The organism is Variovorax sp. P2_H12 (assembly GCF_056403395.1).
The window spans coordinates 1-11,423 of sequence record NZ_JBFUFO010000053.1; the positions used below are offsets into that span (position 1 = coordinate 1).

An 11,423-nucleotide genomic window follows, 5' to 3' on the forward strand; every position below is an offset into this window, starting at 1 on the left:
AACTTCTCCCGCCGCGTGCGCTTCTTCTTCAATGCGTACTCGGCGCTGGCAAAGCTGCGTTGGTTCATCTCGATGGTGCTGTGACTTGCGATGCCTTCACGCATGCACGGGCCGTGCCCGCCGCGACCTATTGATCAGCATTTCCCTAGCCCGTTCCCTCAGGGGCGCCGCCGCGGCGCATTTCGCTCACCAGGTCACAGACTCTGGTGACCATGCAGCAAGATCCAATGCCAATGTTCCGTACGTATCGATTTTCAACAGGGGGACGAGGGAACCGGTCCGCCTCCGCACAGCCACGACTGGGACGAGTCCTGCTACGTACTCGACAGCGAGATCAGCTTTCTCTGCGACGGTCGCGCCCACGCCTGTCATTCTGGAACGCTCGTGCATGTAGCGCGGAACTGTGCACGGCTTTCAGTACGGCAAGGGTGGTGGTCGGATGCTTGAGATCACCGGGCAGAACCTGGATGGCCGCAACTGGCCTCGCAGTCTTGTCGGGACGCTGCAGGGGCTGCAGAGTTTCGGCTGATGAGCGCAAGGTGCTTCAGAGTTCGCTCGAAAAATGGTCTGTAGCGCGCACTTCAACGCATATTCCAGCCATAGGTCACTGACCCGTAGGATTGCTGTTGATGGTTCGACTGGACCAGTGGATTCGCGCTCTGCAGCGAGAAGCTCAGCGACGAATGCTGCCAGCCGTATGCGATGCCCGCCACCGCGACGAAACGCAACTTGCGCAACTGCGCCGTTGCGCCGGAGGGAACGTCGTCGCTGATGCCCACATGGTTGAAGAGGTGATCGGCGGAGAGTCCGGCATAGGTAAACCAGCCGCGGCCGATCACGAAGGGATCGGCGCTGTGCGTCATGACCCGCGGGACGGTCGGAAAGCTGCGCTCCAATCCCACACCGTAGCGCAGCATCAAGGTGCCGCCGAGGGAGGTTTCGAGGTTGCCAAGGGCGCCACCGGCCAGCGCGACGAAGTCGCCGTTGGCCTTGCCAGCTTCCGCGGCACCCAGCGGAAAGCGCCAGGCCCGGTAGCGCTCAATGCCCACCAGTGCCTTGTTGGAAACCTGGCTGTCCCAGCCCTCCGGGCGGTCCGCGCCCACGATGCGATGAATGAGGCGTTGCGTCTGCTCGGCGCCGGCGGCCGGGCCAATCACGCCCATGTTGACCGCCGCCATGTCAGCGATGTCATCGTGGACGAACACCTGCGTGGAGCGAAACATCAGAGCCCCGACATAAGGCGCGTCCTTGGGGTCCGGTCTGCGCCATCGTGAGGTCGCGCGGGGTCACCATGATCTGGCCCAGTGCCGAGGAAGCGAGCGTCGCCTGCGGCAGGCCAAGCCAGCCGGCGATCGGCTTCATCAACAGAGAAGGCTCCACGCTGCTTTCGCCTGGCGAGGTCACCCGCACGAATGAGGCAAAGACGCCATTGGTGTAGCCGCCACCATCGCGCCCGAAGAAGACGTCGTTCTGGAACAGCACGGAAGCGAAGCGCTCTTCGGCGAAAGCCGGGGCTGCGGTGGCGCAGCCCAGAACAGCGATCGCAACCAAGAGCCGGCGACTTCGCAGCATCGCCGGCACCTGCACGACGCGAGAGACAAGGATCGGCACTGTAGTGGCAGGCGTGTCGGAGCGCCGGAGGGTCGCGGAATTTCGGCTCATGGATCGCGGGGGTGTGGGGTGGGTGGCGTGTTGCAGGCTGCGAATAGACGCGCTCAACTTCAGCTTCTTTAGAGGATGTGCACAGGAAATGGAGGTCGATGTCGGAATCAGTTCTTCAACGGGACGATGCTGAACCGAACCACTTCATCCGATCGAGAGAGCTCGTGCGCCAGGCGTGCAGGAGAAGTGGAGCGCGATCTGTCCAGGGCAATCACGCAGAAGCGCCAGACCGGCACGGTGTCCGCGTAGCTGATGCTGAGGCTGTGGTGCACCAGGCGATAGCCATGCGTCAGCGCCACCTGGGCCAGTTGCTCGAGCTGCGGCGTCGTATCGCGACAGAAGCTGAGGGACACGTCGAAGACGGCGCGTCCGGGCAGCTTGCGCTCCACCTCGTGGACGAGCGACATCGCGATGCGCGTCGCATCCGGCGCCACCTGTGCGGCCGCGCCGCCGTACCAGAGCGGCGCATAACCCACGAAGACGGTCAGCGCCGTCGACGCCATGCACACGAGGACATGGCGCAACCGTCCTCATGGCTTTTCCGCGCCCGACGGCGCGGGGCCCGTGGCCATCGACTGCGCGCCCAAGCTGCGCCGCAGGCGCTGGAATTCCGGGTTCTCGCGCAACACCTGCCGGCCCGCCGCCTGCAGGTCGTGAGCGTGCGCAGGGAGAATTTCGAAGGCCGTGGGGACGTCCATCAGCAGTCTCCGCTTGCCCGAGTTCTTGAGGTCGCTCAGGCTCGCGTTGATTAGATAGACTTCCGCGTCCGCGGCGAACGGGCTGCCTGCGCGGCCTCTTGCTTCGCGCAGTTCCCCTTCGAGGCGCTGCACTGCGTCCTTCACCATCTCCGTGGTCTCCCCGCTGAAGCGGGAGCCAGCCCCGAAAACCAACGTCTGCACCACCTGGCTCGCGCTGGGCACGCGGTCGGAATCGTCAATGGCCGTGGCGAGGCCGCGCTCGGAGTTCACGGTCACGAGCACGATCTTGTGCACCGAACCCGGCGGCATGGTCCGGAACGTGTCCAGCAGTGAGCCGCTGGCGATGGTGTGATCCATGAGGCCGCGCACTCCGAGGTTGTCCGCCACTCCCCCGTCGACAAGATGGATGTACGGACGCTCCTTCGCGTTCCGGTAGCTCTCCGCGATCCGGTGCAGGACGCGGGCCGAGAGGTTCCGTTCGGGTGCCATGGCCGTCTCCAGCCCCTGGGCCTGCGTGCAGGTATCGGCATAGTTGCGCACCGTCACCGGGCTCAGCAGGAGGGGCACAGCGGAAGACGCCGCCACGGCGAAGGACAGGGGCACGGACTCCAGGTCGGAGCAAATCAGCCCGAACTGCTCCGGCGTGAACTCGAAGGGCACGCCGGTGGTGAGATCGGTGGCCGTGACCAGCAGGCGCGGCCAGGGACGGCGCTGGCGCAGGTCGCCGAAGGTCGTGCCGCGGAACACGGTCTCGAGCCGACTGGCGAGGACCTGGGTGCGGCCCCACCAAGGCGAAGTGAGCTGGTACGTCGAGACCGGAGACAGGGCCTGGCGGATCAGCCCCGACTGGAAATTCACCAGCAGGAAGTCGTGTTCGAAGCGGGTGAAAACCTCATCGCCGAAAGCCGCGTAGTAGGCCGCGAGAATGCTGCCGCCGGAGACCGCACTGACCAGCCCTACTTCGTCCAGCAGCGTGGTCTCGCCGCGTTGCGTCTCGAAGCGCGTGGCCTTGAGCTCTCGCAGCACGCCCAACCCGAACGCCGCCGCGCGCGCGCCGCCACCGGAAAGAGTGACCGCCGCGATCACCGGGTGTCCTGTGACCTGCCCGTCGACGGCGGCCACCGGACGCACCATCGGCTGGATCGTCGCATCCGGAGTGATCGGCTCGTTGGTCCAGGGACGCACCGTGGAGCATGCGCCGAGCAGCAGGCCCAGGGCGCAGACCGATGCGTTGCGCGCGAGCCGGCGCGCCACATTTGGGACAAACAGATTCATCGAGCTTCCTTGTGCGGCTTGAATCCGCAGGCCAGAAGATAGAACCTTGGCCGCGCGAAGTCGTCTCCTTGCGGTCGCATTTCGGTGCGTGTTTGGTCAGACATGCGCACACCGAATCCGGACCGAAGTCAGACGATTCATCCACGACTTCGCAAGAGGCACTGCCTACGCTTCTGGCATCGGCTCCACCCGGGCGAATCCGGCGCCGTAACCCTTCCACCTTCCACGTCATTCAGGAGAAAAGATATGAGAAACACATTCACAGGCGCGCTGGCGGCACTCGTCCTCGTGACAGGCGCAGCAAGCGCCCAGGCGCAGGTTGCAGGCTCCACGCTGCTCAGCGTCGGCGTCACGGAGGTGCGCGAGATCGCCAACGGATTGAGCGCCAAGAAGCAGATCCTCGGGCAAGAGGTCGTCAACGAGAACGGCGAAACCGTGGGCCGCATCACCGACGTCATCGTCGCGCCGAACGCGTCGGTCTCCTACGCCATCGTGGGCGCTGGCGGTTTCCTGGGCGTGCGCAGGCACGACGTAGCGATCCCGGTGGGGCTGTTCAACGTTTCAGGGGACCGCCCGGTGCTGCGTGGCGCCACACGCGAGGCGATCAAGGCCATGCCGGCCTTCGAGTACACGCGCTGATCACGGCGCCGCCGCTCACGACCGGAGGTTTCACCATGCGCCAGGCGCTCTCTTCTTCCTTCAGCGGGGCGGCCGCAGCCGCGTCGCAAGCGGAGCCGGACTCCTTCATCCTGCTGTTTCGGTCCCTACTGCGCAATGGCCAGGCGTTCGCGTTCGCCTGCGACCCGCAAGGTAGCGTCGACATGGATGGCATGAGCGAGCGAACGCGCATCAACTACCTGTACGCGCGGGCGATGATCGGTCGCGAACTGGCCTTGCCGAGCGTGCACAGGCACGTCGAGCGGGATCGGGATCACGTGTAGCGGCCCCGGCCCCACTTAGAGTCCGGCGCGGATTGCCTCGAGCTCCCTGCGGCAGGCCTCGCCGAAAGCCTTTAGCGGGTCGGGGTCCTCCGAATGCGCAATGCGGCCCACGTCTTTCGTCGTCAGGTTGGCGGCGAAGTACTGGTCCGCGATGCGCCGCAACAGGCGCTCGGCCTCGGCGAGCACCTCGGCCGAGGCGGTGAGCCGGATGCGATTGAGCAGCGCGTACGCCGGGAGGAGCGTCTCCGGCTGCTCGAGCGTATGCGTCAGCGCATCCACAAGGAGCTTGCCGCACTCGGCGATGAATTCACCGTAGAGGGCTTCGTGCTTGCGAATCTCCATCCCGATCAGTTCGCGCCGGCCGTGCGTCTTCTGGGTGATCCATGCGATCGCGATCGTGGCCGAGCTGCCGGCCAGCGACCCCAGCACGCCTGCGAGGGCTCCGACGCTGATGTCCGTCATGGAGTCGCCCGTGACCGCAACTCAAGCACGCCGCCAGTCCGCCGCGAGGTCTGGGAAACGCTTGCGCAGGCGCTCGACCACGTACGATTCGATCGCGGCGGTCGGGATCTGGCCCCGGACCTCGGCCGACTTCTCGCGCACCGCGAAGTGCAGGACGAGCATGTCGTGCAGCTTGCCGAACGCGATCGGATTGTCGGTCCCGCATACCGACGCATCGCGCTTCAGGACGCGCTCGATCACGCCCGACTGGAGCAGCTTGGCCCGGCACAGCAGCGCCATCCGCGCGATTTCGCGATCGATGTCCTCGAGATTCGCAGCGACGCGATAGTCATCCAGCCTCATGTTCATGGTGTTGCCTCCGTCAAATGGGGGTTGCATCCGCCGATGGGAGAAACGCCTTCGCGCAGCACGTCGAGGGCGTGGAAAGCCGCGACCCATTCCTCGTTGGTGGGCTCCACCGCCACGCGCACCCGGCCGCGCCCGCTGGAGATCGTGGGTGCGTGGGCGCGGTTGGCGTCTTGATCCAACTCCACTCCCAGCCATTGCAGACCGAGGCAGATGCGCTCGCGCAGCACCGCGCTATGCTCGCCGACGCCGGCGGTGAACGCGAGCAGGTCCAAGCCGCCGAGCACCGCTGTCAGGGCGCCGATCTCGCGCACGATGCGCCGAACGTAGAGGTCCAGCGCCATGCGCGCCCGGGGATTCGTGTCCTCGGCCGCCAGCAGGGCCTGCGGGCTCGGCGAAAGCCCCGAGACACCGAGCAGTCCGGACTCGCGGTACAGCAGTTGTTCGAGCTCCTGCACACCCATCTTGTCGACTTGAAGCAGGTGCAGCAGCACGCCGGGGTCCATCGCCCCGCAGCGCGTGCCCATCATCAATCCATCCAGCGCGGAAAAGCCCATGGTGGTGGCGACGCTGCTCAGCCCCTCCATCGCGCAGAGGCTGGCGCCGCTGCCGAGATGCGCCACGATCGTGCGCCCGCGCGCCGCGGGTCCATGGCGTTCGGCCAGGGCGATGGCCAGGTACTCGTAGGACAGGCCGTGGAAGCCGTAGCGGCGCACCCCGCGTTCCCACAAGGCATGGGGCAGCGGCAGCATCTGCTCCACTTGCGGCAGCGTCCGGTGGAAGGCCGTGTCGAAGCAGGCCACCTGCGGCAGATGTGGCGCCTCGCCCAGCAGCACCTCGATCGCCTCCAGGGCATAGGGCTGATGCAGTGGCGCCAGGGGGATGAAGCTGCGCAGTTCTTCCAGCACCACGCGGTCCAGGCGCACCGGGGCCGTGTACTTGCTGCCGCCGTGCACGACCCGGTGAACCACGGCGGCCGGCGGGCGGCCACCCGTGCGCCGTTCGATGCAGGCACGGACGCGCTGCAGGGCGGCGTGGTAGGGCCGCTCGGGGTCGAGCTCCAGGGCCACGGACGCGCCGTCTGCGTCGATCAGGTGCGCCTGCGTGCCGCCGATGCCTTCGACTCGGCCGGCCCAGAGCGGGCGTCGCGGCAGCGGCGTGGCGCCGGTGTCGAAAAGAGCGAACTTGATGCTCGAAGAGCCGCAGTTCAGGACCAGGATGGGATCGCCCGTCAACGCGGAGCCGGGCAACGGTTTGGGAGCTTCCTGGTCAGGGCGACCGACGGCGCCTTCCCGCGCAGCGGGCTGCAGCATGGCGGCGCTCACGGCTGCGGCTCCAGGTTGGCTGCGGCAGCGGCGGGCGCCACCGCCCGGGCGGCCGCCGACTGGGGAGGCTGCCGCGCGGCGCCCGCACCTTGCGCAGCACCGCGCGCGGCGACGAGGGCCACGGCGCAGGATGCGATGCGGGACTCGCGCGGGTCGGCCCGACTGGTGAGCACAATCGGGACGCGTGCGCCGAGCACGATGCCGGCGCTGGCCGCGCCGCCGAATTGCTCCAGCTGCTTGGCGAGCATGTTGCCGCTTTCCAGATCCGGGACGACCAGGATGTCGGCGGCGCCCGCGACCTCGGACACGATGCCCTTGACGCGCGCGGCGGCAGCCGACACGGCGTTGTCGAAGGCCAAAGGCCCGTCCACCAAAGCGCCCTCGATCTGGCCCCGGTCGGCCATTTTGCACAGCGCCGCGGCGTCCAGTGTGGCGGGCATGTTGGGATTGACCGTCTCGACGGCGGCGAGGACGGCGACGCGCGGCCGTGCGACCCCGAAGGCATGCGCGAGGTCCACCGCGTTGCGCACGATGTCGAGCTTGTCCAGAAGCGTCGGCGCGATGTTGATCGCGGCGTCCGTAATGATGAACGGGCGCGGGTAGGCGGGCGTCTGCATGACAAAGCAATGGCTCATGCGGCGACCGGTGCGCAGCTTGCTGGCCACCACGGCGGACATCAGATCGTCGGTGTGCAGGCTGCCCTTCATGAGGGCGTCCACCTGGCCCTGGAGCGCCATCTCCACGGCGCGCGCGGCTGCGACGTGGCTGTCCGCGACGTCCTCGATGGGCAGGCCCCGGATATCCAGGCTGGCCTCTCGGGCGATGGCCTGCAGGCGCTCGCGCGGCGCGACCAGCACCGGGTCGATGAGACCGGCCGCATGGGCATCGAGCGAGGCGGAAAGGCTCACGGCATCGCAGGGGTACACCACCGCCATGCGCAGCCGCCCCAACGGCCGCACGCGCTCGATCAGCCGCGTCAGTTCATCTTCGTGCGATGACGCAATGCCCACCTGCGGCAGGCTGCCGCGCGGGCGCTCGAAGCGTTCCGTCGGCGCGCTCACCGTCGCGACGCCGGTGATCACCTGCTGGCCGTGCTGGTTGACGCAAGCGCAGTCGAGGACCACGCTGTGGTTCGTCTCGTCTCGCGCGCTGATCGTCACCGTGACGGACAGGGTGTCGCCCACCCGCACCGGGGCCCGAAATTCGAGCGTCTGGGCGCGGTAGACCGTTCCCGGCCCGGGCAGACAGGTGCCTATCAGCGTCGAGATCAGGGATGCACCCCACATACCGTGGGCGATGACGCCCTGGTATGGCGTGGAGGCGGCGAACTCGGCGTCGGTGTGCTGCGGGTTGATGTCGCCCGTGATCGCCGCATACAGCTGGATGTCGGCAGCACTCAACGTGTGCTCGATGGTGGCGCGATCGCCCACGGCGATTTCGTCAAAGGTGCGGTTGCGCAGCACCGCCAGTTCATGGGAATGGGAAGTAGAGGACACGATTCTTTCGCCTTGGGGTCGTTGGTCATGCAAGGATGTGGAAGCCGCCGTCCACGCAATGGACGTCGCCGGTGATCGCCTGAGCCGCACCGCTCACGAGGAACGCGCACAGCGAGCCCACGTCGTCGATCTCGACCTCGCGCGGCAGGGGCGCCCGGCAGCGTGCGTCTTCGATCAAGTCGTCGAAGCCGGGGATGCCGGAGGCCGCGCGCGTGCGGATCGGCCCCGGGGACACCGCGTTGACGCGGATGCCGCGCGGGCCCATCTCGGTGGCGAGGTAGCGCACCGATGCTTCGAGCGCGGCCTTCACCGGCCCCATCACGCCATAGTGCGGCACGACTTCGGCCGCTCCCAGGTAGCTCATGGTCAGCAGCGCACCTCCCTCGTGCATCAGCGGTTCGGCCAGGCGCGCCATCCGCACGAACGAGTGGCACGAGATGTCCATCGCGCGGGCGAAGCCCTCGGGGGAGCTGTCGGCCACCCGCCCGTGCAAGTCGGCGGAGGGGGCGAAGGCGATCGAGTGCAGCACGAAGTCGAGGCGCCCCCAGCGCTGCCGGACGGCATCGAAGACGGCTTCCATCGCACCCGGTTGCTCCACGTCCAATGGCATGGAAATGGCGGCGGAGAGTTCCTGCGCCAGCGGCTCGACGTGCGGGCGGGCCTTATCGTTCAGCCAGGTCACGGCGAGTTCGGCGCCGCACGCGCGGAACACGCGCGCGCAGCCGTAGGCAATGCTGTGCTCGTTGGCGATGCCCACGACGAGGCCCTTGCGGCCGGCGAGCAGCGATTGGGATTGGACGTCCATGTCAGGCTCTCCTGGCTGCCGCGGTCCGGCGCCGCACACGCGTCGACGGTGCAGAAGGCGTCGCGGGCGCGGCGATCGCCGGCACGACCGGGACCAGCAGGCTGCGGATGCGTGCGAGCATCGACGTCTGCTCGGCCGAAGGCACGATACGCTGTACCCGCCGGTCCGCCAGCACGCGCTCCAGCAGCGTCAGCAGCCGCTTGCGGTCCTGCGGGCGCGCCAGCAAGACAGGCAGCGTGTCCAGCGCCTGCTGTGGTTCGTAGCGGGCGATGATGTCCTGCTCGCCGCCGATGCGGCGTATTTCCTCGAGCGGCAGCTGGGGCAGCAGGTCGCCGTAGTCCTCGATCAGCTCGTGGGCGAGGTGCAGCCGCGACAGCGGCAACGGCGTGTCCTCATGCGCCATCAGGAAAGCGACACGCGCCAGCGCCTCGGCATACCCGCCCTGGTCGATGGCGGCGAGCGCCCGCTTCACGAAGGGCAGATCGCGCGGGTTCAACGGCTGCGCCTGCGGCTCGTCGCCGATGCCCTGATCGCCGCCATAAAGGGCAAACATGTTGCCGTAGACCTGGAAGAAGGCAGCTTCCCCCATCGCGTCGCGCAGGGCGCGCCAGCCGTCGAGCGAGGCACTGATGAGTTCCGAACCGGTCGACTCGAGCTGCCGCAGGGGATGGTCCGGCGCGACCGCCCGGCGCGCGGCCTTCACCTGCTGCGCCGCCGGCGCCAGCCACCAGGTGAACGGGTTCAGGTCGGATAGCGCCCAGCGCTGGAAGCGCAGCGGGTGGAACGCGCGCCCCAGGGCCGCACCGGCCTCGCTGGACAGCGCCTGTGCCACCGGGCGGCCGAACAGCTCGTAGGCGCGCTGGTTGAATTCCGAGACCGCCTTCATGGCCTGGAACGGCTTCTCGTCCTCGCGGCGGTAGTGGTTCAGTCGCGCAACGACGTCTTCGAGCCGGATTTCAACGAAGCTCACGTCATAGAGGGTCTTGCCGGCGTCATCCATCTGCTCCGCAATCTCCATTCCGTACAGGCCGGGCGGCAGCGCCTCGATGGACTGCAGGGCCGACACGATCTGGGCGTGTTCCTTCTTCGCCACCCGTCCGGACACGAAGATGCCCAGGTGGCCGATGTCCTGGTGCATCAGGCCGACGATCACCTGGCCGCGCGCCTTGATCTCCTCGGTGCTGCCGTACACGTCGGCAACCCAGTTGAAGGCCTGCTGCGGCGGCGTGATGTTGTCGCCCAGCGAGGCGAACAGCACGACCGGCACCTTGACGTCGCGCAAGTCGAATCCCATGCCGGCGCCGGAGTGCTCGCCCGCCCAGAGCCTGTTGCCGACGAACAGGTTTTGCGTGATCCACTCGATCTCCTCGCGGTTCAGCAGGAAGTAGCCGCCCCACCAGCGTTCGAACTCGAGAAAGCGCGCGGGCTCCGTGTCCGCGTTGGCGAAGACGTGGTAGTACTTGTCCCAGAAGGTGTTGGCCGGGTTCAGGTTCTCGAAGTTCTGCACCAGCCAGGCGCCGTCGAACTTGCCCGCGCCGAGATCGGAGGTGAGCGAGGCAAGCCAGCTGCCGCCGAGCAGCCCGCCCGCATAGCGCATCGGGTTGTCGCCCGCGCCTTCGCTCCAGGCGCCGCCCCAGTAGGACATCGGTGCGCCCACGACGACGAGCGGGCCGGTGTCGTCGGGATTGGCCGCGGCCAGCATCATCGCGGCCCAGCCGCCCTGGCAGTTGCCGACGATCGCGGGCTTCGGCGCATCGGAATGGAGCGCGCGAACGCACCGCACGAACTCGCGCTCGGCGTTGCACACGTCCAGCAGCGTCTGGCCGGGCTCGGGATCGCGGAAGAAGACGACGAAGTACACCGGATGGCCGGCGGCCAGGGCGACGCCCACTTCCGAGTCCTCCTTGAAGCCGCCGATGCCAGGACCGTGGCCGCCCCGCGGATCGATGATCAGGTAGGGACGGCGGCGCACATCCACCTTCACGCCATCCGGCGGCACGATGCGCAGCAGCGCGTAATTGACCGGACGCTCCATCGTGCGCCCGTCCATCACCATCTCGTGCGCGAAGTGCAGCATCGGCGGCAGGCCTTGCCGCTCGTGCTCGATGAAGTTGTTGCCGCGCTGGCGCAGCCCGTCCCAGAGCAGCACCGAGCGCTGGGCGAAGTCGACGCCGTATTGCGCGGCGTCCACCCCGGCCTGCCAGGGCAGCAGCGGTTTCTTCACCAAGGCCGCCAGCTGCCGATCGCCTGCCTGCCGCACGCGTTCGGCCAAGTGCTCCGCGGCCACCGTGGTCCGGTGTTCGAACGCCTTGGCCACCTCTTTGGAGATTTCCCGGCTCTGGGCAAGCTGTGTCGTCGGATTCTTCATAGGATCGTTCCTTCTTTGGAGGTCAATTCGTTTTGGAGTGGATGTG

At 67.5% G+C, this 11,423-nt stretch carries 12 protein-coding genes; 2 read left to right on the forward strand and 10 right to left on the reverse strand.

The genetic code is table 11. The features are described from left to right. Positions 1-581 precede the first annotated feature (581 nt). The 4 genes from AC1DYK_RS30950 to AC1DYK_RS30965 all read right to left on the reverse strand — a co-directional run bounded on the left by AC1DYK_RS30950 (position 582) and on the right by AC1DYK_RS30965 (position 3,635). On the reverse strand, positions 582-1,223 hold the full coding sequence (locus tag AC1DYK_RS30950; protein WP_478169790.1) for a lipid A-modifier LpxR family protein: 642 nt from the start codon (positions 1,221-1,223) through the stop codon (positions 582-584). Continuing rightward, positions 1,189-1,662 carry a lipid A-modifier LpxR family protein gene (locus AC1DYK_RS30955; protein ID WP_478169791.1) on the reverse strand — a complete coding sequence of 158 codons (474 nt, stop codon included), beginning with the start codon at positions 1,660-1,662 and terminating at the stop codon, positions 1,189-1,191. The genes AC1DYK_RS30950 and AC1DYK_RS30955 overlap by 35 nt, the downstream gene beginning before the upstream one ends. Before the next feature lie 107 nt (positions 1,663-1,769). Further along, positions 1,770-2,186: a hypothetical protein gene (locus tag AC1DYK_RS30960; protein ID WP_478169792.1), complete on the reverse strand. Its 417-nt coding sequence runs from the start codon at positions 2,184-2,186 to the stop codon at positions 1,770-1,772. 6 nt (positions 2,187-2,192) lie between these two features. After that, positions 2,193-3,635: a patatin-like phospholipase family protein gene (locus tag AC1DYK_RS30965; protein WP_478169793.1), complete on the reverse strand. Its 1,443-nt coding sequence runs from the start codon at positions 3,633-3,635 to the stop codon at positions 2,193-2,195. Between the two features lie 246 nt (positions 3,636-3,881). Between AC1DYK_RS30965 and AC1DYK_RS30970 the strand changes: the two genes are divergently transcribed. After that, entirely contained in the window at positions 3,882-4,274 is a 393-nt protein-coding gene (locus AC1DYK_RS30970) for a PRC-barrel domain-containing protein (protein ID WP_478169794.1), read from the forward strand. Positions 4,275-4,309: 35 nt separating this feature from the next. Then, the gene (locus AC1DYK_RS30975) at positions 4,310-4,576 is read left to right on the forward strand and encodes a hypothetical protein (protein ID WP_478169795.1); all 267 of its coding nucleotides are present in this window, start codon (positions 4,310-4,312) and stop codon (positions 4,574-4,576) included. 15 nt (positions 4,577-4,591) lie between these two features. Here AC1DYK_RS30975 and AC1DYK_RS30980 read toward each other — a convergent pair whose 3' ends face one another. From AC1DYK_RS30980 to AC1DYK_RS31005, 6 genes are read right to left on the reverse strand one after another with little or no spacing between them, the layout of a single operon-like run. Continuing rightward, positions 4,592-5,038 (reverse strand): hypothetical protein, encoded by a 447-nt coding sequence (locus tag AC1DYK_RS30980; RefSeq protein WP_478169796.1) that lies wholly within the window; start codon positions 5,036-5,038, stop codon positions 4,592-4,594. Positions 5,039-5,059: 21 nt separating this feature from the next. After that, on the reverse strand, positions 5,060-5,386 hold the full coding sequence (locus AC1DYK_RS30985; protein ID WP_478085539.1) for a hypothetical protein: 327 nt from the start codon (positions 5,384-5,386) through the stop codon (positions 5,060-5,062). Beyond that, positions 5,383-6,708: an acetate/propionate family kinase gene (locus AC1DYK_RS30990; protein ID WP_478169797.1), complete on the reverse strand. Its 1,326-nt coding sequence runs from the start codon at positions 6,706-6,708 to the stop codon at positions 5,383-5,385. Before AC1DYK_RS30990 ends, AC1DYK_RS30985 begins: the two co-directional genes overlap by 4 nt. After that, positions 6,705-8,204: a bifunctional enoyl-CoA hydratase/phosphate acetyltransferase gene (locus AC1DYK_RS30995; RefSeq protein WP_478169798.1), complete on the reverse strand. Its 1,500-nt coding sequence runs from the start codon at positions 8,202-8,204 to the stop codon at positions 6,705-6,707. The genes AC1DYK_RS30990 and AC1DYK_RS30995 overlap by 4 nt, the downstream gene beginning before the upstream one ends. 25 nt (positions 8,205-8,229) lie before the next feature. Beyond that, entirely contained in the window at positions 8,230-9,009 is a 780-nt protein-coding gene (gene fabI, locus AC1DYK_RS31000) for an enoyl-ACP reductase FabI (protein WP_478169799.1), read from the reverse strand. A 1-nt stretch (position 9,010) separates the two neighbouring features. Then, complete coding sequence (locus AC1DYK_RS31005; protein WP_478169800.1) at positions 9,011-11,377, reverse strand: DUF3141 domain-containing protein; 2,367 nt, start codon at positions 11,375-11,377, stop codon at positions 9,011-9,013. Positions 11,378-11,423 lie beyond the last annotated feature (46 nt).

Excerpts from the sequence above, each read along its gene's own strand:
- AC1DYK_RS30950 (WP_478169790.1), bottom strand. The coding sequence starts at position 1,223 with ATGTTTCGCTCCACGCAGGTGTTCGTCCACGATGACATCGCTGACATG.
- AC1DYK_RS30955 (WP_478169791.1), bottom strand. The coding sequence starts at position 1,662 with ATGAGCCGAAATTCCGCGACCCTCCGGCGCTCCGACACGCCTGCCACT.
- AC1DYK_RS30965 (WP_478169793.1), bottom strand. The coding sequence starts at position 3,635 with ATGAATCTGTTTGTCCCAAATGTGGCGCGCCGGCTCGCGCGCAACGCA.
- AC1DYK_RS30970 (WP_478169794.1), top strand. The coding sequence starts at position 3,882 with ATGAGAAACACATTCACAGGCGCGCTGGCGGCACTCGTCCTCGTGACA.
- AC1DYK_RS30975 (WP_478169795.1), top strand. The coding sequence starts at position 4,310 with ATGCGCCAGGCGCTCTCTTCTTCCTTCAGCGGGGCGGCCGCAGCCGCG.
- AC1DYK_RS30980 (WP_478169796.1), bottom strand. The coding sequence starts at position 5,038 with ATGACGGACATCAGCGTCGGAGCCCTCGCAGGCGTGCTGGGGTCGCTG.
- AC1DYK_RS30985 (WP_478085539.1), bottom strand. The coding sequence starts at position 5,386 with ATGAACATGAGGCTGGATGACTATCGCGTCGCTGCGAATCTCGAGGAC.
- fabI (WP_478169799.1), bottom strand. The coding sequence starts at position 9,009 with ATGGACGTCCAATCCCAATCGCTGCTCGCCGGCCGCAAGGGCCTCGTC.
- AC1DYK_RS31005 (WP_478169800.1), bottom strand. The coding sequence starts at position 11,377 with ATGAAGAATCCGACGACACAGCTTGCCCAGAGCCGGGAAATCTCCAAA.